Origin of the sequence: Corynebacterium sp. HMSC073D01, from assembly GCF_001815555.1 — a bacterium.
Classification (GTDB): domain Bacteria; phylum Actinomycetota; class Actinomycetes; order Mycobacteriales; family Mycobacteriaceae; genus Corynebacterium; species Corynebacterium glucuronolyticum.
In genome coordinates, this window is record NZ_KV821070.1 from 44,122 (window position 1) to 67,362 (window position 23,241).

General features: G+C 62.3%; 20 protein-coding genes and 1 tRNA gene. 10 read left to right on the forward strand and 11 right to left on the reverse strand.

Annotated features, from left to right (window positions below; all coding sequences use genetic code 11):
• The first annotated feature begins 39 nt into the window (after positions 1-39).
• The 4 genes from HMPREF3044_RS09965 to HMPREF3044_RS09980 all read left to right on the forward strand — a co-directional run bounded on the left by HMPREF3044_RS09965 (position 40) and on the right by HMPREF3044_RS09980 (position 8,877).
• A complete protein-coding gene (locus HMPREF3044_RS09965) occupies positions 40-942 on the forward strand; it encodes a class C sortase (RefSeq protein ID WP_070741310.1) in 903 nt (300 codons plus the stop codon).
• Complete coding sequence (locus HMPREF3044_RS09970; protein WP_070741352.1) at positions 899-1,594, forward strand: LPXTG cell wall anchor domain-containing protein; 696 nt, start codon at positions 899-901, stop codon at positions 1,592-1,594. Before HMPREF3044_RS09965 ends, HMPREF3044_RS09970 begins: the two co-directional genes overlap by 44 nt.
• Positions 1,591-7,770 (forward strand): DUF5979 domain-containing protein, encoded by a 6,180-nt coding sequence (locus tag HMPREF3044_RS09975; protein WP_070741313.1) that lies wholly within the window; start codon positions 1,591-1,593, stop codon positions 7,768-7,770. The genes HMPREF3044_RS09970 and HMPREF3044_RS09975 overlap by 4 nt, the downstream gene beginning before the upstream one ends.
• Positions 7,771-7,845: 75 nt before the next feature.
• A complete protein-coding gene (locus tag HMPREF3044_RS09980) occupies positions 7,846-8,877 on the forward strand; it encodes an aspartate-semialdehyde dehydrogenase (RefSeq protein WP_070741316.1) in 1,032 nt (343 codons plus the stop codon).
• A 17-nt stretch (positions 8,878-8,894) separates the two neighbouring features.
• Here the strand turns inward: HMPREF3044_RS09980 and HMPREF3044_RS09985 are convergent, their stop codons facing one another.
• From HMPREF3044_RS09985 to HMPREF3044_RS10020, 8 genes are read right to left on the reverse strand one after another with little or no spacing between them, the layout of a single operon-like run.
• Positions 8,895-9,230 carry a hypothetical protein gene (locus tag HMPREF3044_RS09985; RefSeq protein WP_005390881.1) on the reverse strand — a complete coding sequence of 112 codons (336 nt, stop codon included), beginning with the start codon at positions 9,228-9,230 and terminating at the stop codon, positions 8,895-8,897.
• 5 nt (positions 9,231-9,235) lie between these two features.
• Positions 9,236-9,745, reverse strand: coding sequence for a sigma-70 family RNA polymerase sigma factor (locus tag HMPREF3044_RS09990; RefSeq protein WP_005390880.1), 510 nt, complete (start codon positions 9,743-9,745; stop codon positions 9,236-9,238).
• Positions 9,746-9,748: 3 nt separating this feature from the next.
• Positions 9,749-10,090 carry a Na+/H+ antiporter subunit G gene (locus HMPREF3044_RS09995; protein WP_005390879.1) on the reverse strand — a complete coding sequence of 114 codons (342 nt, stop codon included), beginning with the start codon at positions 10,088-10,090 and terminating at the stop codon, positions 9,749-9,751.
• Positions 10,090-10,350: a monovalent cation/H+ antiporter complex subunit F gene (locus HMPREF3044_RS10000; RefSeq protein WP_005390877.1), complete on the reverse strand. Its 261-nt coding sequence runs from the start codon at positions 10,348-10,350 to the stop codon at positions 10,090-10,092. The genes HMPREF3044_RS09995 and HMPREF3044_RS10000 overlap by 1 nt, the downstream gene beginning before the upstream one ends.
• The gene (locus HMPREF3044_RS10005; protein ID WP_070741319.1) at positions 10,343-10,795 is read right to left on the reverse strand and encodes a monovalent cation/H+ antiporter subunit E; all 453 of its coding nucleotides are present in this window, start codon (positions 10,793-10,795) and stop codon (positions 10,343-10,345) included. Before HMPREF3044_RS10005 ends, HMPREF3044_RS10000 begins: the two co-directional genes overlap by 8 nt.
• Complete coding sequence (locus HMPREF3044_RS10010; RefSeq protein WP_070741322.1) at positions 10,792-12,237, reverse strand: monovalent cation/H+ antiporter subunit D family protein; 1,446 nt, start codon at positions 12,235-12,237, stop codon at positions 10,792-10,794. The genes HMPREF3044_RS10005 and HMPREF3044_RS10010 overlap by 4 nt, the downstream gene beginning before the upstream one ends.
• Positions 12,238-12,696: a sodium:proton antiporter gene (locus HMPREF3044_RS10015; RefSeq protein WP_005396247.1), complete on the reverse strand. Its 459-nt coding sequence runs from the start codon at positions 12,694-12,696 to the stop codon at positions 12,238-12,240.
• On the reverse strand, positions 12,693-15,359 hold the full coding sequence (locus HMPREF3044_RS10020; protein ID WP_070741325.1) for a DUF4040 family protein: 2,667 nt from the start codon (positions 15,357-15,359) through the stop codon (positions 12,693-12,695). Before HMPREF3044_RS10020 ends, HMPREF3044_RS10015 begins: the two co-directional genes overlap by 4 nt.
• A gap of 92 nt (positions 15,360-15,451) precedes the next feature.
• Between HMPREF3044_RS10020 and HMPREF3044_RS10025 the strand changes: the two genes are divergently transcribed.
• Entirely contained in the window at positions 15,452-16,816 is a 1,365-nt protein-coding gene (locus HMPREF3044_RS10025; RefSeq protein WP_070741328.1) for a hypothetical protein, read from the forward strand.
• A gap of 631 nt (positions 16,817-17,447) precedes the next feature.
• On the opposite strand, the gene HMPREF3044_RS10030 is transcribed toward HMPREF3044_RS10025, so the two are convergent.
• Both HMPREF3044_RS10030 and HMPREF3044_RS10035 read right to left on the reverse strand, forming a co-directional pair.
• Positions 17,448-17,524 (reverse strand) — tRNA-Pro (locus tag HMPREF3044_RS10030).
• Positions 17,525-17,588: 64 nt separating this feature from the next.
• Complete coding sequence (locus HMPREF3044_RS10035) at positions 17,589-18,449, reverse strand: metallophosphoesterase (protein WP_070741331.1); 861 nt, start codon at positions 18,447-18,449, stop codon at positions 17,589-17,591.
• A gap of 24 nt (positions 18,450-18,473) precedes the next feature.
• Between HMPREF3044_RS10035 and HMPREF3044_RS10040 the strand changes: the two genes are divergently transcribed.
• Positions 18,474-18,917 (forward strand): GatB/YqeY domain-containing protein, encoded by a 444-nt coding sequence (locus tag HMPREF3044_RS10040; RefSeq protein ID WP_070741334.1) that lies wholly within the window; start codon positions 18,474-18,476, stop codon positions 18,915-18,917.
• Here HMPREF3044_RS10040 and HMPREF3044_RS10045 read toward each other — a convergent pair.
• Entirely contained in the window at positions 18,914-21,229 is a 2,316-nt protein-coding gene (locus HMPREF3044_RS10045) for a transglycosylase domain-containing protein (protein ID WP_168167251.1), read from the reverse strand. The two genes, HMPREF3044_RS10040 and HMPREF3044_RS10045, sit on opposite strands and share 4 nt — an antisense overlap.
• A 193-nt stretch (positions 21,230-21,422) precedes the next feature.
• Here HMPREF3044_RS10045 and HMPREF3044_RS10050 point away from each other — a divergent pair, with 193 nt between their 5' ends.
• From HMPREF3044_RS10050 to HMPREF3044_RS10060, 4 genes are all read left to right on the forward strand, one after another.
• On the forward strand, positions 21,423-21,767 hold the full coding sequence (locus tag HMPREF3044_RS10050; protein ID WP_005390856.1) for a WhiB family transcriptional regulator: 345 nt from the start codon (positions 21,423-21,425) through the stop codon (positions 21,765-21,767).
• Between the two features lie 158 nt (positions 21,768-21,925).
• The gene (locus tag HMPREF3044_RS12980) at positions 21,926-22,093 is read left to right on the forward strand and encodes a Sp36 family protein (RefSeq protein ID WP_141759682.1); all 168 of its coding nucleotides are present in this window, start codon (positions 21,926-21,928) and stop codon (positions 22,091-22,093) included.
• On the forward strand, positions 22,094-22,516 hold the full coding sequence (locus HMPREF3044_RS10055) for a RidA family protein (protein WP_005390852.1): 423 nt from the start codon (positions 22,094-22,096) through the stop codon (positions 22,514-22,516).
• 11 nt (positions 22,517-22,527) lie between these two features.
• A partial coding sequence (locus HMPREF3044_RS10060; RefSeq protein ID WP_070741339.1) for an MBL fold metallo-hydrolase occupies positions 22,528-23,241 on the forward strand: 714 nt, incomplete at its 3' end.

Below are 23,241 nucleotides of genomic sequence, written 5' to 3' on the forward strand. Positions count from 1 at the left end.
AGCGTGAGTTTTGGGAAAGGAAATGGAAAGGGTCACGCCGTGGCACACGCAATAAAAACGCGCGACGAGTCCGCTAAGACTCAGCCGTCGCGGCGTGACCTCATTCCCCTCCTCCTGGTGCTGCTCGGCATCCTTGTCATGTGCTACCCCGTTATCGGCACGTATTACAAGAATGTGCAGCAGTCGCACGTGGCGGACGCGTACCGGCAGTCTGTGACCTCCAACCCGGAGGATTACACGCCGCTGCTGGATGAGGCGCGACGCTATAACCAGGAGAATACGGGCGCCCCGATCCTTGACCCGTGGCTTGCCCGCGTGAGTAAAGACAACCGTCCGTATCAGGACTATTTGGAAAAACTGAATCCTACTGGGAACCCCGCCGAGCCGATGGCGGCGTTGGCGATCCCCTCCATCGAGTCGGTTCTGCCCGTCTATCACGGAACGGATCCCTCCACGTTGGAGCACGGCGTCGGCCACCTGTACGGGTCGGCGCTGCCCGTGGGCGGTGACGGCACGCATACTGTGCTCACCGGCCACTCGGGTTTGACCAATGCGACGCTGTTCGATCACCTGGACAAGGTGAAGGTGGGGGACAAAGTGTTCCTGACGGTGTTCGGTGAGCAGCTTGCCTACGAGGTGGATGCTATTGATGTGGTGCTGCCGACGGAGATCAGCTCCCTCCAGCCGGAGGATGGCAAGGATCTCCTCACGCTCATCACGTGCACGCCGTACGGCATCAACTCGCACCGCCTGTTGGTGCGCGCCCACCGGATTCCGCTGGATCCGCAGGAGGCCGACGAGGCTTTCCAGTCCCAGTCCAACTGGCAGTGGTGGATGACGCTGGTCGTCGCCATCATTCTCATCGCATTACTACTACTTGCATTAAGGAGGCGGAAAAATGTTAAAAAAACTGGCGCCCATCGCGCTGGCCGCCGTCCTTAGTGCTACCCCGATTGTCGCCGTCGCCACCGATGTCACGGTGGAGATCGACCCCGGCAATCCGTACAGCCAGACGGCGCAGCCCCCGACGGAGAATGTGCTCGTGACACTCACGGGGCCGGTGACGCGCTCGCAGCGCACGGTCTCTGGCAAAACAACGTTTTCTGAGCTTCCCGACGGCTCGTACCAGGTCACTTTCCCCGAAACGGAAGTCTTTGCGAAAGGTCGCTTCGACCTTCCCTACATCGACCCGGTGCGAAACAAGCCCGCCGATGAGCTCATCGTGAACCCCAAGTTCACGCCCGGCACCATCAATCCAAGCATCATTGACAAAATCGCCACCATCGTCGGCATCCCCCTCGTCGGAGGCATGGTGTATCTGTGGCTCGCCGCCCTGGGCCTCGTCCCGGGGCTTGGCCTGCTCTCCTCGGATAAGACGCAGGCCCCTGAACCTGCTGCAGAGCCCCCGGCTACCGCCACCCCCGCTCCGCCGCAAACGCAAGCTCCGGCGCCGGGGTTACAGGACACCATCCGTAGAGGTTTGGCCTCCACCGGCGCGAACGTCTGGTGGGTCATGGCCCTCGGCCTGGCCATCATCCTCGCCGGTTTGATCCTCCTCATTGCCCGCCGTAAGAAAGAAAGGAACGCCCAATGACTCGTCGCACATGCGCCAGCATCACCGCTGTGATCATGCTTGTTCTGTCCGTCATCGGCGTACCTTTCATCGCCCACGAGACCGCCACCCCAACGGCGCAGGCCCAGACGACGGGCCCCGCCTTCGGTGCCAACGAGCAGTGCGTGGAGAACCCGCAGGGGCCACGGCCGTTGCGGGGAGTTGCTTTCCTCCTCGATATCTCTTTCACTAATAACGGGCTTTATCACATCTTTGATGCTGGCCTTGACGATATACGCGATCAGATGCGCGTGATGGCGGAGGCATACAGTGAGCAGGGAGGCGACTTTGCTGCTATCTACGTGTACGATTCCACGTCACCGTCAGCTCACGTTGAACGAAATCCAAATTGGGAAACTTCCCCGACGGATATCCGGGGAGCCAACTTTGTCTTTAAAGATCCCGATTCGGCATGGAACAAATTCGATGATCACCTCCGCGAAAATTTCCCCTTAGGTGACCGTAAGAATCCGAGTGCTCACCACAACTGGGCAGCTGCAATGAAGCGTGTCGCTGATGATCAGGCAAACGGTTGGATGTACACAGACGTGATTAACATGCCGTTTGCTGCTATGACCGAAGGAACCAGTGGCATCCCAAACCCCACAAGGGGCGAACCTGAGTATCGCGAGATCGACTTCCGGGATTACATGGAGTGGAAGAATGTCGTAGAAAAGAACGGTGCAACCATCCAGACCGTCGGTCTAGGGGATACGTTTGTTGTAAACTACTCAATTACCTGGAAGGATCCTCAGGGGAACAAAACGGTCCGCAAGCCTGATCTTCCGACTAGGCACAAAGACCTGATGAAGGTCACATCCTCAGAAGGAACGAATACCACAGCAAGGCCACTCACCAAGATGACCTACGGGCTGACAAATGTTTTACATCGCGCCAGTCCGATGGAAAATAGCGAATACCATTACATCAGTTCTGGCGGATTTCCTGGTATTGCCGGTCAACAGAAATCAACGTGTCTGACGATCTCCGTCGGCAAGGACGATGGGGATGGGAATGTCACGCTCGATACGACGGAGCGTACTTTCCACCTGGACACGTCCGTACGGACCGGTTTTTCTGAAGGCGCAGATAAAGGTCTTGACGTAGCTACTGAGCGTGGCTTCGCCAATACCCAACTGCCCAGAATCGAGCAGAAGATGTCCACCGCGCTTCCGGGCGTGCCAGACGACTACAAGAGCACGACGATGCCCGTGTGCTACGCCTCTCTGGATGGTAAGACGTGGGAAAAGCTCGAGGTAGGTAAGGATTCCACGCCAACGAAGCTCGATGTCGATCTGCCTGCGGCTGCCAAGGTCAACTGCCAGTTCACCGTGCGCAAAACCACGTCGGTGACGCTGGCGAAGAACGTCATCGCGGACTCCAACATCCAAAACGAGCTGGACAGCGACCGCTACGGCCAATACCACTTCGCCTACATGTGTGAAGACAAGTCAACTGGGTTCTCTGTTTCCGGACTGTTCTCACCGGTGCGCCGGAACAAGACCGGCAGCGACAACAAGCCACTGCCACCACTTGAAGGCGACATGCAACTTCCCGCAGAGATCCCCGCAGATCCGAACAATCCCTCCGCAGGGCCTGCGCGGATCCCCGTCGGGGCGACGTGTACCATCACGGAGCTCCAGCCACGAACCAGTGAAGGCTACTTCAGCCATACCACCTCGTGGGACTCCGACAATGCCATCGCCATCACAGCCGGGTCAACAAGCTCCTTCCCCTACCCAACCGTGAAGGAACGCGAACCGATCGGTGTCTGTGGCCTGGTCAGGTGCGACCGCAAGTGGATCGAGCGTGACACATCGGTGGAGAAGGAAAACCCGACAGCGACGTTCGTCGTCAAGCCACAACAGGGTGCCGACGGCGTGACCGTAACATCGACGAACACCTACAAGTCGCCGAAGACCCTCTTCAAGGCCTCCCTTTCGGTGACGAATCCCGACGTGCTGGGCAAAGATGAGCCGGAATACGTGGACGTGACGTTTTCCTGCCGCTATATTCCCAGCGCGGATAAGCGGCCGGAGATAGCCGCTAACCCCGAGCAGTACCCCGTCGTCGTGGGCTCTGGCTCCCAGAGCGTTCCCGTGAGTAAGGATGGAAAGGCCGAGGCTGTCCTCGGCGAGTTCCCCGTCGGCACGCAATGCGAGGTGAACACCATCGCACCCGACAAGAAGAAGGAATCGCCACTCATCCCCGGCTACTCCTACAAGGCGGCGTGGTCGTCACGGTCCTGTATGAAGCAGAAACCGGAAGACCCCGGCTACACCGATACACCGCGAGAGTGTAAGGGCAACTACGTCTACGCTTACTCGGAATCCGACTCTGGTCAGCCGGTGGAGACCGAAACCGTCGACGGCGCACCCATGGACGTTCATAAAGTGCACGCCGACCTCACTTTCACCAGAAACACGCGCATCCTCGATGTCACGAAAGAGCTCGCTGGCAAGGCAGGAAGTGACGTCCTGGCCAGGGAATTCAGTGCGACACTGACCTGTAAGGATACAAAGTACCCGGACGTGACCACGGTGCAAGACCAGAAGCTCACCCTGAAGCCGAATACCACCCAGCACATTGACGTGCCTGTGCGCTCCTCGTGCACGCTGACGGAGGACAATCCGAACACCGAGGATTCCCTCCTACAGATCACACCACCAGCACCGGCGACGGTAAATGTAGACGTGGGGTCTACTGCGACCATCCCTATCGATATCACAAACACCGTGGAGGATAAGTACGCCGAATTCTCCTGGACGTACACACCCAACACGGCTGGCGGAAGCGACCCGCTGCCAGCGGAGACACAGGCACAGTTGCAGGAGCTCCCCATGGACTTCAAGACGGTGTGCGTGCTCCCCGATAATGATCGCTTCGAGGTGGTTAACGAAGCGATCCCTCCCGGTGGAACGTTTAGCATCGGCATCCCCGACACCGCGAAAGTGAGCGAGCGCTGGGAAAAGAACGGAAAGCTTCCCTACGGCACCCGGTGCCGCACCACGTACGTCCCTCCGAACCTCAAGAAGGCGGGAATCGAGGCGCAGGCTAGGCCCTCCGGTTCCGAAACCAAGCTTGGCAAAGAAATCCCCATCACAGGTGACGAGAGAAACGATGCCGTCGTCAGCTTCGAGCGCATAACCTCATCTGTACGCGTCAACGTCAGCCACGTCCGCCCCAACGTGCCCGATGTCAGTTTCTATATGCCGGAGAAGTACTTCGTGGACGTAGACTGCTCGCGTGCTGGTGTGGGAGTCTACGGCAGCTACCGCAATCCGGTTACTACGGAGCAACCGTGGGCAGAATTCACAGGTGTACCGGACGGTGCCTTGTGCAAGGTGAAGGTCTACGACGCGGCGGGTACAACATGGCAAGATGCCTTTACTCGGAGCACAACCATCACCACCGGCCCACCGGCCAGCCTGCGGGTGTCGGTTCCTCCTGCCGAGGGCGATTCCACGGAAGTCAGCGCCACGGCGAGCGCCGACGGCCACGCGGTGACCTTTGAAGGTGAGCTCCAGGTGAGCGACGGTGCGGCGACACTCGATGTTGTCCACACCTACATCCCGATTACCCAAACGCTGACGGTGAATAAGCAGCTCACCGTCACAGGTGCCGATGGCGAAACAGTTACCGATGACAAGCTTCTCCGCGCGCTTTTCGGCGCCGACGAAACCTGGAATATCACTGCTAGCTGCACCCGCAACGAGCAGACGATCGAGCGTGGCGCGCAGGTCAGCCCCACCGCGCCGGCGGTGTTCCAGGTGCCCGTCGGTGCAGAGTGCTCCGTGACAGAGCACGAGCAGACTTACGCCGGGCTCGATGGACCAACCATTACCTACAACGGAGTGGCCGATGCGACACCGTATAAAGTGACGCGCGGCCAGGACCACACCATCGATGTGGGCAACACCTACGCCGTGCAGCTGGGTCAGATTAACCTGAAGAAGAAGGTCGACGGCACCGGTGTCCAGACCGTGAACGGCGGGCGTAAGTTCAAGGTGGGCTACACCTGTCGCCTGGGCGAATGGGAAAAGAGCGGGAATTTCGAAACTACCCGCTTTGACCAGGCACCAAACTTCGCAGTGCAGGATGTTCCCATCGGCGCAGCGTGTACCTTCACCGAGGATCCGGCGAGCTCTCGCAACCCGGAGGACATCTCCGGACCGAATAAAACCGGCGACCCCGCGAAGGAAAACGACGCGTATTACTCGCACTGGGAGACGCGCTGGAATGTCACCGAGGACAAACTCGGCTTCGACACCGAGCAGCTGTGTTCCGGCTTGGCCAACTGCACGGTTACAAGCAAGGAAAAACACGAAGCCCAGGCGACCTTCACCGTGAAGGATAAGGGCTTCAACGGCACCGTCGTGCTGTGGAACACCTACGACTACACCAAGGTGCCACTGGTGCTGCAGAAACAGGTTGCAGGCGACGGCCAACGCCTCCTCGATGGCGGCAAGCTGGAGCCCATCACCGTGGACTACTCCTGCACACACCCCGACTGGGCGACTTCGAACTTGAAGGAAAAGACCTTCATCCCCGATCCGACGATTAACGGTTCGGTCACCTTCGACCAGACCGTCGGTGTGGTGCCTGCGGGCAAGGACATCCCCGGCAACTTCGTGTGTACGGTGACAGAGCACCCCGTTAAGACCTTCGGTGGAACCGTGACGGTTGGCTACTCCGGCACCGATAACCCGGTGACTACCTCCACCACCGAGGATTCCGCCGGCATGGTGAATAACAGGGGCGTGTTCCAGATCGACCGGAAACTGGCGGAGTCCAGCAAGAAGGAGGTGCGCGAAGACGGTACCCACGAGTGGGTGAGCACCGAGACGCAAAAGCTCACGCTCACCAACGATTACCAGCGCCCCCGCGCGCCGCTGACGGCAAACTTCGGCTACGAAACGGGAATGGCAGGCGATGTGTCGCCGTGGATTACGGATCCAGACGGTGGTATCTCCGTGACCGGTTCCTGTGAGGACCCCGACGTGCCCGGTGTGACCGATCCGATTAATGGCACGCTGAGGCCGGGGGAGGACGTCCTCCTCAACGGCGATGTCATCGCGGGATCCCAGTGCGTATTAGAGACGACGGCTAAGGACAAGGCCCCGGACCCGGTGATTAACGTGACGGAGACATACACGCAATCTGCAGGCGACCCGCTGAACGTCATCGGCAAACTGTCGGAACCAGGCAGGGTGCAGTTGCGTCCAGGGCCCAACAAGCTCGATATTCGTGCCTCCTATGTTGTTCCGCAGGTAAACCTCAGCCTGACCAAGGAAGTGGTGGGTGACGATGAGAAGAAGATCATCGGCGATGCAGATCCCATCCCGTTCGACTACACGTGCACATTCGCCAACCTCATTGGCGAGCAACCGGAACCATTCGCACCGCAAGGTGCCTTCGACCTCACCCGCTCTAGAACGTGGTCGCAACTGGTTCCCACGGGCAGCTCCTGCACGGTGACGGAAAAACAGCCGGCCCCGGCGGTAGCAAAGAAACTCACCGACAAAGGCGCGCAGATGTCGCCATACACCGTCCAGGGTGAGGACAAAATCGCCACGTCCACGGCCACGCTGGATAAGGACCATCCGCAGCTGACACTCGTCAACGCCATCTACCGCGCTGACGCGGAGGTGCAGGTGCAAAAGGTGCAGGCTGATCTCACGACGGCCCTTGAAGGCTCCCAGTTTGCCATCTACGAGGCGACGCAGGACGGCATGGCGGCAACGCCGGTGGCTACGATGGCCTCCGTCGCCGGCGAGGCCGGAAAACCTGGCCCTGCGGGCCGATTCACCGCGCGCCTCAAGCCGGGCACGTATTACCTCGTAGAAACCTATGCTCCTGCGGGCGCGGCACTGCTACCCGGCGCGTGGAAGTTCACCGTCAATGCGGTCAACGATCCGAAGAGGGAGTTCGCGGATCTGCAGATCGAGCTGGCTTCCAGGACAGAGAGCTCTGGCCTGGTGACGATCACGGAGGCGAAGCCCGAAGCTGGTAAACCAGCGATGATCCAGGTAGCGAATATTCTGCAGGGCAAGCTTCCGCTGACGGGCAGCTACGGCGTGTTCTGGTGGATCCTCGGCGGTCTGGTGCTTATCGGCGCAGGTCTTGTGTGGAGGCGCCGGTCAAACGAAAAGCACTAAACCTGGAGAAACCACTAGACACAGTGGAGCGATGGGCTAGAATAATGGGAAATTAATCCCACAGGAAGGAACGCTATGACCACTGTTGCTGTTGTTGGTGCTACCGGGCAGGTTGGGCGCGTGATGCGCTCTATTCTGGAGGAACGCAAGTTCCCGGCTGATAAGGTGCGTTTCTTCGCCTCCTCCCGCTCTGCGGGGCAGACCCTCGAGTGGAAGGGGGAGGACATTGAGGTTGAGGACATCGCCCAGCAGACCGTCGAAACGCTCCGCGGCATCGACATCGCCGTGTTCTCCGCCGGTGGCGCGGTGTCCCGTGAGTGGGCTCCGGTGTTCGCCGAGGCCGGCGCGACGGTGGTGGACAACTCCTCCGCATGGCGCAAGGATATGGACTGCCCGCTCATCGTGAGCGAGGTCAACCCGGACGATGCGCACAACACGTCGAAGGGGATTATCGCCAACCCGAACTGCACGACGATGGCTGCAATGCCGGCTCTCAAGGCGCTTCACGACGAAGCGGACCTTCGTGTCCTCCACGTCTCCTCCTACCAAGCGGTTTCTGGCTCCGGTCTCGCCGGCGTGGAAACGCTCGCCAAGCAGGTTGCGGACCTCGGCAACCACAATGTTGAGCTCGCCCACGACGGCTCTGTGCTGCAGCCCGACGATCTTGGCCCCTACGTCAAGCCGATTGCGTACAACGCCCTCCCGTTCGCCGGCAACCTTGTCGATGACGGCTCTCTTGAAACTGACGAGGAGCAGAAGCTCCGCAACGAGTCGCGTCGCATCCTCCACATCCCGGACCTCAAGGTCTCCGGCACGTGCGTCCGCATCCCGGTCTTCACCGGCCACCTGCTCACGGTCCACGCCGAGTTCTCCCGCTCCATCACCCCGGAGCGCGCAAAGGAAATCCTCGCCGATACTCCCGGTGTCAAGCTTGTCGACGTCCCCACCCCCCTCGATGCGGCAGGCATCGACGACACCCTCGTGGGACGCATCCGTCAGGACCAGACCGTCGACGACAACCGTGGTCTCGTTCTCGTCCTCGTCGGCGACAACCTGCGCAAGGGCGCAGCCCTCAACACGGTGCAGATTGCTGAGCTGCTGGTCTAGCTAGCCAACAACCTCTTTTACACCCCCTGCTGGTCCCCACCAGCAGGGGGTGTCGGCTCTATGGAGCGAAGGAGGACGATGAACCCTGTGCCAAGCATGAGGCCGACACCCGCCGGCCGAAGATCGGTGATTCCGATTGCGGTGATGGCAAAGAAGACGATCGCGACGCAGAGTGTCTGCAGCTGCGGTATGCAGCGTGACTGCTTGTTCCTCCAGGCGAATCCAGCGCCAATAAAAACCAATCCGAAAGCGCCGAGAGTTAACAGGTCAAGACCGTGTTGTGCAATGTCTATTCCGAGAGTAAAGACACCAAGCACAATGATGAGAACGGTGAGGGAATGCAGGTTCTTCACGGCTTCTATCCTATGAGATCCTTGCGGGCGCGGGCGACGCGGGAGCGGATGGTGCCCACACGGACACCGGCGATTTTGGCGGCCTCCTCGTAGGAGTAGCCGAGGACCTGGGTGAGGACGAGGGCCTCGCGGCGTTCTGGGGGGAGGCTGTTGAGGAGGAGGCGGACGTCGACAAGCTCAGACCACTCGGGTGGGGTGGCGTGCTGGACGTCCTCGTACTCGGTGGAGGACTTCTTCGGGCGGGACTGCTCGTGGCGAATCTGATCGATCCACACGCGGCGGGCGAGCGTGATGAGCCACGTCTTCGCCGTGGAACGCCCCTGGAAACGGGGGAGGGCAGAGATGACGCGCAAGTAGGTTTCCTGCGTCAGGTCGTCGGCTTCCGCAGGGGAGGAGAGGTGGGCGAGGAGCCGCCACACATCTTTCTGGGTGAGCTTGATGAACTCGGTGAGCGCCTCCCTGTCGCCCTTGCCCGCCGCGAGGGCGAGGCGCGTCACGAGATCATCTTTGTCCATGCCCTAAATCATACGGGGGTCGTCCTCCAGCTCATGTTCGGCGGGGTCCTCGTTACGCGTCGAGAACAGAGCCCTGCCCATGTAGAAGCTGGAGACGGAAGCCACAACAAGCATGCCGGTGATACTGAGCACGGCACGCACGGTGTCATTGGGGTCGAAGCCGTCGGTGACCCAATCGTGCAGCAGCTTCGCCATGAGCAACACGGGAATGGCGATACACGTGGTGGGGCCGAGGACGTTCGCGCGGGTGAGCGCATCCGGTGCGACCCAGATCGCCCGCGCCGAGGCGAGCGCCATGAGCCCCGCGAAGATGACGGCGATGCCGACAATGATTTCGGTAATCATTAGCGCCTCCCCTGGGACAGGATCCGCGCATTACTGACAGTGGTGATGAGCCCGAGCAGGGCCGCCAGCAGCGCAACCTCGTAGATGATGGACGTGTCGGAAATGAACGTCCAGATGACGTACATTCCCACCATGCAGTAGAACACGAGGTCGCTGACCACGGCTCGCGACCGGTCACCCTTCTTCAGCATGAGGGCGAGCGTGGCGATGAGTGCCACGGCAAACATCCCCATGCCGATGTACATGACAACGTTAAACATCTGTCTTCCTTTCCCGCTCACCGAAGGCTTTCGACGGCCCATCGAAGGTCTCCGTCGGGCCGTAGTTGTCGTCGGAACGCCCAGCGATAAGCGTCGAGCGCAGTGGGTTGCCAGGACCTTGGCCGGGAGCACCCCGGTCGATGTCCCTCACCGATGGGTTGAGGCGCTCCTCCATCTCCGCCAGCCCCGCGAGCACCTCGTCGGGGTCCTGGCCGTACACGGCGTGGACGTCGAGAAACCCGTCGTGGAAACCGAGCGACAGCGTGCCCGGCGTCATGGTGACGGAGGTGGAAAACGCCGCCAGGTCGCGCTCACTCGTGATGCGCAGCGGGTAGTGCACCACCACGGGCTTAACGTTGGGGCTCGGCCGCAGCATGTCGACGGCGATGGTCACGCCACCGACGATGACCTGGCCAATGAGCCAGAAGAAGTATTTGATACTCATACCACTCCAATCGGGTCGGGGCCGAGGACGGCCTCAGAGTAGGTTGCGACGTCGAGAAGCGAGGCGGCGGCACCCTGCACCCAGTCGAAGACGAAGCCTGCGCCGAAGAACATGGCGAAGCTCACGGCGATGAGCGCAGCGCCCGGGGCGATCAAGGCTCCTACGCGCGCCTCACGGGGCGCGTTCCTCATCGGCGCACCCCAGAACGCCTCGCGGTAGGCGCGCAGCATAGAAAGCAGCGCGCCGAAGGAGGCGATGATGATGATCGCGATGACGAAGTACTGCTCGGCTCGGGCGGCCTCGAACACGACGAGGACCTTGCCCACAATGCCGGACAGCGGCGGGAAGCCGACGATGGAAAACGCACCGGCGGCGAACACGAACGCCGTAAGCGGCTCGCGTTCCTGCAAGCCCGACAGTTTCTTCAACCGGTCGGTGCCGTAGGCTTCCTCCACCGCACCGGAGGTGAGGACGAGCGAGCCGATGGTCACCATGTGGTGCAGCGCGTACATGATGCCGGCGGCAAGAGCGCGCTGCGGATCGTGGGTGCAAAACGCGAACACGATGAGGATGAACGGCATGCCGTTGACCATCTGGTAGCCGATGATGCGGCGCAGCGTGTGCTCACCCAGGCCACCGAAGCCGCCGATAAGCATGCTCGCCACGCACACGGTGATAATGAGCCAGTTCCAGCGGGCATCCATGTCGAACACGACCACCCAAATGCGGAACAGCATGTACACCGCCACCTTGGTGTGCAGGCCGGAGAAAAGCCCCATAACGCTGGCGGACGTAATCGGGTACGTGCGCGGCAGCCACGTGTGCACGGGGAACGTGCCGGCCTTGGCGCACAGTGCGATGACGATGATCGCCAGCGGGATCGGCGCGACCTCACCCGCACCGGCAAGTGCTGCCAGGTTCGCGGTGCCCACCTGCCCGTAGAGGAAGGCGACACCCGCCAGCAGCAGCGTCGAGGCGGACAGGTTCACCAGGACGAACACACGGCCCGCACGGAGCCTGTCCCGCCCGCCCTGCATGGCCAAGAGGCCGTAGGAGGGCAGGAGCATGACCTCAATGAACACGAAGAAGTTGAAGAGGTCAGCGGTGAGCAGCGCGCCGTTGACACCCGCAATAAGCATGAGCGTCAGCGCCGGGTAGAACCGCTGCTTGGTGGTCTGGAAGGCGAACCAGTTCGCGCCGAGCGCCACGATAGCGGTGGTGGCGATCATGATGGCGGAGAACCGGTCGGCAACAAAGGGGATGGCCACGCCGCCGACGTACAGACCGGTGGAGTGCGCCACGGTGCCGTAGCCGTACAGGTAGATCGCTGCGGGGATAAGTCCTGCGGGGACGATGAGCTGCAGGTAGCGGCCGAGTCCGGGGAAGATCACCGCGAGGGCGGAGGCCGTCAGCGGGACGGCGAGGAGAAGCAGAATCAGCATTTAGGCTTCATCTCCTCTCTTAACGTCGCCATCGCTTGCAGTGGCGACGCCCCCACTCGCGGTGGCGACGTCGTCGCGTGCGACAGCGACGTCGTCGCTCGTAAGAGCGACAATATTGTTTGGAACGGCACCATCTTCGACTGCACCGTCGCGCTTCTTGTCGCGCTTGGTGTCATCGTTGGTGCCGAGCGCTGCCAGGGTGAGCATGAACGCAGTGACGGCCATGGTGATGACGATGGCGGTCAGCACGAAGGCCTGTGGCAGCGGGTCGGCGGCATCCTCAATCGCCGTGGAGCCAAACGGTTGGCCGCGCCAGGCGGGGACGCCGGCGGACAGGATGATGAGGTTCACCGCGTGGCTGATGAGCGTCATGCCGAAGACGATGCGCACCATGCCGCGTTGGAGGACGAGGTACACGCCGCCGGCGATGAGGATGCCAATAGTTATGGCGATGATCATTTCTTCACCCCCAGATTGTTGATGGCTGCGGCGATCATGCCGAGCACGGCGAGGTACACGCCGGCATCGAAGATCATGGACGTGGTCATGTGCTGGCCCAAAATGGTGCCGTGGATGGCATACAGGAACGAGCCGTGCGTCATCCCCAGGTAGCCGGAGGCCAGCGCCACGAGCATGCCCACACCGGTGAGCACCGCCGGTGTATAGGGCCCGGTGACCGGCTTCTCCGCACCGCCACTCAGGTAGATGATGGCGATGGCGGCGCTGCCGACGAGGGCGGCGATGAAGCCGCCACCCGGGTCGTTGTGGCCGCGCATGAAGATGAGGAAGCTGAGCACGCAGAGGATGGGGATGAGGTAGCGCCGCAGCTGCATGAGCGGCACGGCGTTGGCGTCCTCAAACCCGAACGGGCGGGTGACCACCTCCGGCTGGCGGGGGATGGAGGACACGACGGCGGCGATGACGACGCCGGCCATGCCCAAAACGGACAGCTCCCCGAGGGTATCCAGGGCGCGGAACTCCACGAGGATGGTGTTCACGATGTTGTCGCCACTGGTGATGTCCGGGGCATTGTGCAGATACCACTGGGACAGTTCCGAACGGCCGGTGCGCCCGTACAGTGCCCACACGGCAAGTGTGGCCGAGCCACCCATGAGAACAGCAAGGATGGCGGCGCCCCGCTTCCTCCGCAGGGAGGTGGGTTGGAAGCGTGGCGGCTGGTGGCGGATGGCCAGCATGATGATGAGGACGGTGAGGATCTCCACAAGGAACTGGGTGAGCGCCACATCCGGGGCACCGAGTGTGAGGATCTGGAACGTCGCCCCCACCCCGGCGGTGCCGAGCAGCAACGCGCCGGCCAGGCGGGTCTTGGACACCATCGTCAGGCCGATGACGCTGACGAGCACAATCACCAGCGGGATGATGTCCGTCCAGCGGTCGGTGTTGATGCGCTCGCCCAGCGGAGGCCCGAAGGCGACCGACCCGCCCGCCAGTGCGACGAGCATGACAAACACCCATGCCAGGTGGCGGGTGGGCGACAGCGAGTTGGCCATCTCTGCGGCCACCCGGCCCCACTGGGTCAGCCACTGGACAACAGCCTGGAGCGCCTGGTTGCCGGAACCGGGGAAGAGCGAGCGATCGTCGACAAGCGCCCAGATCCGGCGGCGGTAAACCAGGGCGACAAGACCAAGGACCAGCACCACCATCGAGATGAGGAACGGCACCGTCACCCCGTGCCAGAGGGCGAGGTGCTGTTCCTCGCCGGTGATTGCCGTCAGTGGCGCGTCGAAAAGCCCCAGCGTGAACGGCAGGACGATCGACAGCGCGCCGGGCAGTGCTGCGGGAAGCCACAGGGAGACGGGGGCTTCGCGGACCTCAGACATGTCGCGCGGGCCGTCGACGAACGCGCCGAAGACGTAGCGGGTGGAATACACGAAGGTGAGCAGCGCGCCGACCGCGCCGGCGGCCAGCAGCAGCGGGAATGGCTCGAACGCGGTGAGCATCGCCTCCTTGGACACAAAGCCCATGAGCGGCGGGATGGCGGCCATGCTGGCGGCGGCGAGAACTGCGCCACCGAAGGTGAACGGCATCCGCCGCCACAGGCTGCCCAGCCTGCGCACGTCGCGCGAGCCGGCCTGGTGGTCGACGACACCGACGAGCATGAACAGCGAGGACTTGAACAGCGCGTGCGCGATCGTGTGGACCACGGCCGCTGCGATCGCCCCGGTGCCGATCGTGGCGACGATCCAGCCGAGGTGGCTCACCGTGGAGTAGGCGGTGAGCTTTTTCAGGTCCGTCTTCTGGATGGCGAAGAATGCCGACATGAGCGCCGTGCCCATGCCCACCACCATGAGGGTGACAGACCAGACCTGGTTGCCCGCGAACACCGGACTGAACCGGATGAGCAGGTAGATGCCGGCCTTCACCACCGCGGCGGCGTGCAGGAACGCCGAGACAGGCGTGGCGGCGGCCATCGCCTCCGGGAGCCACAGGTGGAATGGGAACTGCGCCGCCTTGGTGAACCCCGAGCACGCGATGAGCAGCGCGAACGCCGTTGTCAGGCCGGAGGACTCCCAGGCGGGCGAGGCTACAATTGCCTCAATATTCGTCGTCCCCGTCACCGCCACGGCGATGCCGAGGGCCGCCAAGAGCGTCAGCCCACCGAAGAACGTGAGGATGAGGGTGCGCGATGCGCCCTTTTCCCCGGCAGAGCCCGATTGGGCGATGAGCAGGAAGCTGGCGATGGAGACGAGTTCCCAACCGACGAACAGCACCACCACATCGGCGGCGAGCACGAGGATGAGGACGCTGAGCGCGAAGCCCGTCATGAAGATATAAAACGACCGTGGCTTATCGTCCTCGTGCAGGTAGGCCGCAGAATAGAGCAAAACGACGCCACCGATCCCCAACGCGAGTAGCGCGAAGGTGAGGCTCAGGGCGTCGCCACTAAATCCAAAGGTTACATCTTGGCCGGGTCCAGCGAGATCCCGCATCCACGTCCAGCCGATGTCCCGGCGGGTGCCGGAGAACACATCGGGCGCGACAAAAACCGCGCCTACCAGAAGCAGTGTGCCGAGAAGCCAGCCGGCTCGTCGTTGCAGAAGTTTGACGGCCACCGGCGAGAGGACAAACGCCGCGGCCGCCAAGCACAGAGCTTGAGTCACAATGAAAAATCCTTACTGTTTTGTAGGTTGCTACCTTACCAGTCGGTGTGGCGTTACCCGAACCGGAATTGCCTTTACTACCTTTATCTTTTATGAAAAGGCTCCTGGCACTACTCCTCCTCATCCCGCTTGCGGTTGGCACTTTTTTCGCCACTGACCTGGCATCCACGTGGAGTAAAGAGGAAGAGGGCGCGCCCGTCCCCATGGTCTCCGGCGCGGATCTCGTCCCCGCCCGCCGCGCCGCCGGCGAGGCCTCCACGCAGGCCGACTTCGTCAAGCGCGGCACCCAGGAACTCCTCGATGGCTCCACCAAGCTTTCCGACGGCATGGGGGAACTGTCGTCCGGTGCCTCCACCGCCTCTAGCGCCGCCACCCAGCTCTCCCAGGGAATGACGCAGCTGCAGGCCGGCACCACCCAGCTTGCCGATGGTGCCACCCGCGTCGCCGACGGCGTCGAGGAGGCCGTGGGCTACGTCAACCAGATCGGGATCATCCAGCAGCAGCTCCTCACCATGATCGACCAGACCGACGCAGACCTGGCCAAGAACCCGCTTCCCGACGCCAAGCAAGCTCGCGCACGCCTCGCCGAGGTACGCCCCCAAGTGGAGAACTTCCAGTTCGATGCCACTATCGTCGACCAGCTCGCAGCGCTGCGCTCCGGCTCCCGCGAGGTGGCAAACCAGCTGGGCAAGAACGGCTCCCAGTACCACGACGGCATCTACACCGCCACGCAGGGCGCGCAGCAGCTCGCCCAGGGGCTGGGCCAGCTTGAAAGCGGTGTCAACGAGGCGAAAAAGGGCGCCGATGACCTCAAGGCCGGTGCTGAGCGTGTCGATGGCATGGCCCAAAAATCCACCGACAACATCAAGGGCACGGCCCGGGCCATCCCGGTGCTCCCCGTAGTGAACGAGGAGGAAAACGAGAAGCCGGACACCTTCCTCCCGCCGCTGTACGCCTTCCTCGTCTCCCTCGTTGTTCTCCTCGCCGCCGCTTTCGTGGGGCTCACCCGCCTGCCGCTGTGGTGGAAGGTGGGCTCCAACGTGGCGATCGTCTCCCTCGGCATCATCCTTCTCTGGCTGCTGAGCACCGCCGTCTCCCCGCTGGCACTTGTCGGCATCACCCTCGTGCTGGCGCTGACCGCCGCCGTCGGAACGCTGTCCGCTACACTGCTGACCCGCTACTTTGGCCAGATTGGCTACGGCATCGTGCTGGCCGGCGCGCTGGTGCAGGCCGGGATCACCGGTTGGGTATGGGAGTCGCTGACCTCCGGCGGCGCCACCCGCTGGGCGCAGGCCCTGGCCGGCATCATGCCACTGAACTATCCCACCGCCGCCATCACCGCGCTTGGCAACGGTGGCAACCAGGTCATCCTCTGGACCGGCATCGCCGTCCTCGCAGCACTTGCCGCCATCTCCGGTGGCCTCATCGTCACCACGCGCGAGGAGCAGCTAGCGTAACCCGCTCTGTGTGCCCCAATGCGGCCCAAGCCCCGCCAACCATTTGGGCATCGGAACCCGTTGGGCCGCAGAAGGCGTGTGCCGCGACCCGAGTGCGGCCCGAGGGGAATTAATCGTCGAGAAGCGAGAACCGGATGGGCCGCAAAAAGAATCCCTCGCGAACCGAATGCAGCCCAAGCCCCGCCAACCATTCGGGCATCGGAACCCGTTGGGCCGCAGAAGGTGTGTGCCTCGACCCGAATGCGGCCCGGGCATATCCGATCACCAAACAAGTGGAAATTCATGGGCCGTAAAGGGGGGAGAGATCAGTGGAAACAGAATCTTTCAAAAAGAAAGTCATAGCTCGAACCGGAGCGGGCGAGAAAATCTACATTTACCAAATTCCGGATAGGGGACAGGGGGTTCACCGTGCATGGAACAGGACAGGAAAAAGACTGAGGATAGCTATGAACGCATCCAAGCCGACGATGCAGTGGACGGGGAATTAGTCGATCCTGAAACTCCCATCACCTACGGGGATGTTCAGCCAGTAATCGGGGCATAATCATTCGGGGCCACTTGAAAATGGGTCGGGCTACGAAGTGTAAGAAAAGTAAAACCCCTCCGAGCTGAAAGCCCGGAGGGGTTGTCTTGGTCGGGATAACAAGATTTGAACTTGCGACCTCCTCGTCCCGAACGAGGCGCGCTACCAAGCTGCGCCATATCCCGTAGACAAGAGAATATAGTAGAGCACACCGGGTGAATTGACCAAAACGCCAGGTTAACCCGGGGGTTATCCCATGTGGATCAGCGTTGCCGCCGGCGGGCACCACAGGCGCACGGGGGCGAACTTGGCGGTGCCGAGGCCTTCCGAAACATGCATGTACATGTCGCCGAAGCGGTGCAGGCCCTTGGCGCGTTCCCTGTCGATGCCGCAGTTGGTCACGATCGTCTTCCCACCCGGCAGGCAGATCTGGCCGCCGTGGGTATGGCCGGAGAGTGCCAGCTGGTAGCCGTCGGCAGCAAACTGCTCCAGCACGCGGGGTTCCGGGGCGTGGAGGAGCGCGAGCTTGAGTTTAGAGCCCTCGTGCGGGGGACCGGGGTACTCGTCCAGGTCGTGGTGGGGATCGTCGACACCGCCGATGGAGACGTTGATGCCGCCGAGTTTGAAAGCCGCGCGGGCGTTATTCACGTCGTGCCAGCCGTGCTCCACGAGGACGGAGCGCAGCGAGCGCCAGTCGTTTTCCTTTTCGCTTACTTTTCGCTTCCTGCCCAGCAGATAGCCGAAGGGGTTGACCAGGCGGGGGCCGAAGTAGTCGTTCGTGCCAAAGCAGAATGCGCCGGGGAACTGCAGGAGTGGGGTAAGTGCCTGGATGGCGTCGGGAAGCCCCTTCGGGTCGGAGAGGTTGTCGCCGGTGTTGATGACGAGGTCGGGGTTCAGCTCGGCGAGGGAGTTGACGAAGTCGATCTTCTTCCTTTGCCCGGGAAGCATGTGCAGATCCGAGATGTGCAGGATGGTGCACTTGGGTCCGGGGACGGATACCTCGCGGAGCTGAAAGTTCGTGAGCTCCGAGTATCCCCAGGCGAGGAGTGCCCCGCCGGCGACACTGGCGGCTCCTGCGGTTGCGAGGGCAGCAGGCAGCAACTTCTTCATAGGTATAAGACTACGCTAGCGACTATGAGTGAATTGAAGGATCGCATCCGTAAAGAAATGACCGCCTCCATGAAGGCCCGCAACAAGGAGCGCACGAACACGCTGCGCATGCTTGTTTCCGCCATTGGCAACGAGGAGACGCAGGGCTCAAAGCACGAGCTTACCGACGATCAGGTGCTCACCGTCGTCGCCCGCGAGATTAAGAAGCGCAAGGAATCCGCCGAGATTTACGAGCAGAACGGCCGCCCGGAGCTCGCCGAGAACGAGCTGGCCGAGGCGAAGATCCTCGCCGAGTTCCAGCCCGAGCAGCTTTCCGACGACGAGCTTGCGTCCCTGGTGTCCGAGGTCGTCGCCGAGAACCCGCAGATGGGTCCCGCGATGAAGGCCGCCAAGGCCAAGGCCGGTGGTCGCGTCGACGGCAAGCGCCTCAGCGAGGCCGTCCGTGCCGAGCTCGGCAAGCTGAGCTAGCCGAAGGTTTTCAGAAGATCGTCCACGGCGTTTGCGAGCTCCTCCAGGTCCTTATCGGAGGGGCCAGTGGGCGCCTGCGGGGGCGCAGCGGGGGGCACCGGAGCACCCGTGGGATTCGGGGCAGATGTCGGGGTCGGGGCGGCGCGCGTGCCGTCGGAAAGCACGAGGGTGACGGCGGCACCTGCGTGGGCCAGGCCGTCGAAACGCGCGTAGAGGGCGCGCTCCTTGGGGGTACCGTTACCGGGCGCGTAGGTGACGTTCGAGATAGCGTAGCCCGCGTCCTTCAGCCGCTTGGTGGCCGCTTCCTTGCTTAGGCCGCCGACCTCCGGCAGGGTGGCGGTGCCGGAATTGTAGCGGGCATCCGCCTTCGGCAACGTTCCGCTCGTGGCGGTGGGCGTCTGGTTGGCCACGTTCACCCATGTCGCCGTGGCCTCCATGCCACCGTAGAGGGTGCCGTCCTGGCACTGGCGCAGTGGTGCGGTACACAGCGGGGTGTTGACCTGGCCGTCGTTGAAGATGTAGGTGGAGGCGGCGAAGCCCGTGTTGAAGCCGAGGAAGGCGCTGGACTGGTGCGTTTCCGTCGTGCCCGTCTTCGAGGAGGCCGTGCCCTGCCAGTTCATCGCCTTGGCGGTATCGGAGGCCGTGCCCTTGGTGAGGTCGTCGGAAAGCGCCGTGGCCAAAGCGCCGGCGGCACCCGGCTCGAGGACATCCTCGCAGGCGGGGACATGCAGGTCAACAGGGGTGCCGTTCTCGGTGATGGAGGCAATCGGGTTCGGCTCACACCAGCGGCCGCCGGAGGCAAGCGTCGCCGCGACGTTGGTGAGCTCCAGCGGGTTGACCGGCGTCGGGCCGAGGGTGAAGGAGCCGGAGTTGTGGTCGATGACATCCTGTGCGATGCCCTCGTCCTTGTAGTTGCGCAGGCCGAGCTTGACGGCCATGTTCACTGTGTCCTCCACACCGACGGTCTCGATGAGGTTCACAAACGTCGTGTTCGGCGATTGCGCAAGCGCCTCCCGCAGCGTCATCTGCGGTTTGTAGGTGCCGGCGTTTTCCACGCAGTACATCCCGGGCGGGCAGTTCTTCGCGCCACCGAAGCCCATGCCGGACTTTTCCACGCGCACGGGGACGGGCAGCACCGTGTCGATGCCGATGCCCTCGGTGAGTGCCGTGGCGGCGGTGAAAATCTTGAACACGGAACCCGCGCCGCTGCCAAGCGTCGAGGCCGTCAGCGGCAGGACTGTTTCGAAATTATCGGCATCGAGCCCGTACGAACGGGAGTTCGCCATGGCGAGAACCTCGCGCTTGTCGCCGGGGTTGATCACGTTCATCGTCTCCGCCACGCCGGGGGTCTGCGGGTTGGCGAACTGGTTCACGCTCTGCTTGACGCGTGCCTGCATGACCGGATCGATGGTGGTGTGGATTTCGTAGGAGCTCTTCGTCAGCTCGTCGGTACTTAAGCCCTTGCTGTCCAGGTATTCCAATACGTAGTCGCAGAAGAAACCGAGGTCACCGGCGGTGATGCAGCCCTGGGGGAGACCAACGGGCTCAGGCAGGACACCGAGTGGCTCGGCCTGGTAGCCGGCGAGTGCCTCGGCGGGAATCTTGCCCGAATCCGCCATCGTCTGCAGCACCGTGTTGCGGCGCTCGAGTGCGCCCTCCGGGTTGGCGTACGGGTTGAGGCCGGAGGTGGACTGTACAACGCCTGCCAAGAGGGCCGCTTGCGGGACGGTGAGCTGTGCCGCCGAGGTGCCAAAATAGGTGCGTGCCGCAGCTTCGATGCCGAAGGCGCCGTTGCCGTAGGGCACGATGTTGAGGTAGCGGGCGAGGATCTCGTCCTTGGGGAGGTTGTTGTCCAGCTCGCTGGCCATCTTCATCTCGCGGAGTTTGCGTGCGTAGCTTGTCTCCACGGCGGCGGCAGCCTCTTCCTCGGTGTCCGCGTTGACCAGGTACATGTAGTTCTTCACGTACTGCTGGTCGAGCGTGGATGCGCCCTGGCGGACGCCGCCGGAAAGCACGTTGGTGGCCATCGCGCGAAGCGTCCCGGTCCAGTCCACGCCGTCGTGGTCGTAGAAGCGTCGATCCTCGATGGATACGATCGCGTCCTTCATCGGCTGGGCGATCTTGTCTGCGGGGACATCGAAGCGCCGCTGTTTGTAAATCCAGGCGATGGGGGTGTTCGCGTTGTCGTAAATCGTGGTCACACCGGGGGCAGTGCCGTCGGTGAGATCGGCGAGTCCTGTCTCCATGGCCTCCTGCGTTCGGGCCGCGGCGATCCCTGAAAGGCCAGCCACGGGGGCGAGGGCAAGCGCCATGAGCGCACCGGCCACGATGATGGCGGTGACAATTTGGGCTAGTGAGGTTATTGCACGCACGCCTATACTCTAATGGGAGGTGTGACAAATGGGGGTAGCAACTGTTGAACAATGTTGTGACGTATTAGACAAGGTGCCTTCCTTGTGAATAGGCTAACCGTATAGGGAAGCATAATTGACAGGAGGATAGCGTATGACCACCTCACTTATCCGTCGTCGGCGCCGAAGCCCCTACCTCGTAGGATCGGCCCGTAAGTTCGATCCGGAACGTGGGAAGTGGATTACACAGGCTCGCTGCCGTGAGGGCGACCCCGACGCCCTCTTTGTGAAGGGTGCCGCCCAGCGGGAAGCCGCGCAAATCTGCGAAGATTGCCCGGTTCTGCTTGATTGTCGTGCCGACGCACTGGATAACCGCGTGGAGTTCGGCGTCTGGGGAGGTCTCACTGAGCGTCAGCGTCGCGCAGCCCTGCGGATGTACCCGCATGTGAAGAGCTGGGCCCGTTTCTTTGAGATGGGCGGCACGCTCGAAGATATCTAACGTGTTTTCGTGTTCCGCACTCGCGGAACCCCTCGCAGCGTCCTGCGAACAGCCCGGTGGTGCAGGCCACCGGGCATTTTGTGTACGTGCGGGTGGTCTGAGTTGCGCTGGGCCGGTGAGATGGGCGGGTTTCACCTAAGATAGGGGCTATGACTGACATGACTAAATGGGAGTATGCAACGGTTCCACTGCTTACGCACGCGACCAAGCAGATCTTGGACACGTGGGGCGAAGACGGATGGGAACTGGTGACGGTCATGCCGGGACCTAACCCTGAAAACGTTGTGGCCTACATGAAGCGGCCTGTGAATGACAGTGAGGATTAAATGATTGAGTTGCCAGAGGTAGCCAAGCCGGTTGCCGCCTACACCCCTGCAGTCGTGACGGGTCATTATGTGTACACGTCCGGCCAGCTCCCCTTCGTCGACGGCGCGCTGCCGAAGACGGGCAAGGTGGGTGCCGAGGTCACCCAGGAGGAGGCCTACGACCTGGCTCGTACCGCCGCCCTCAACGCGCTGGCGGCGATCAATAACGAGGTTGATCTGGAGAAGATCACCCGCGTGGTGAAGATCGTCGGCTTCGTGAACTCCGCGCCGGGCTTCAACGCCCAGCCTGCCGTGGTGAACGGCGCGTCGGAGCTGATGGAGGAAGTCTTTGGTGAAAAGGGCGTGCACGCCCGTTCAGCCGTGGGCGTTGCGGAGCTGCCGATGGATGCCCCGGTTGAAATTGAATTGATCGTAGAGTTTTAAGGTCGACTTTCATGCAACATCCTGCGTACAGCCTTCTTCGTCCGGTGACTGAGTCCATCGGTGTGGTTCTGTGTCCCAATGCGGGCTATTCCTCCCTGGAGGGAACAAACTCGTGGGTGGTTCGGGCGCAGGGCGACCCGAACTCCATCGTCATCGACCCGGGTCCGCACGATGAGGGGCACCTCAATGTGTTGCAGGCCAAGGCGGATCACGTGGGGCTCATCCTCCTCACGCACCGCCATCAGGATCACGCGGGCGGCGCCGAGCGCTTCGCCCAGATGACTGGGGCCCCGGTCCGCTCGTTGGATCCCCGTTACTGCGTCGACGGTTCTCCGCTTGTCGACGGTGAGGTGGTCTCCATCGACGGTGTGACTCCTACTGTCGAGGTTGTAGCAACCCCTGGTCACACGGCCCATTCCACGTGCTTCTTCGTTCACGGCAAAGATGACAAGGTAGAAGGCATTATCACCGGTGACACGATCGTCGGCCGCCACACGTCGATGATCTCCGAAACCGACGGTGACCTGGGCCAGTACCTCGACTCGCTGAAGCTCCTCGTTGAGCGTGGCAAGGGCATCCCCCTCCTGCCCGGCCACGGCCCGGATCACCCGGATACCGCCGACCTGGCCGCGCGCTACATTGAGCGGCGCGAGTACCGCCTCAAGCAGGTGCGCGAAGCGCTCGAGGAGCTCGGCCCCGATGCCAAGGTTCGCGACATCGTGGAC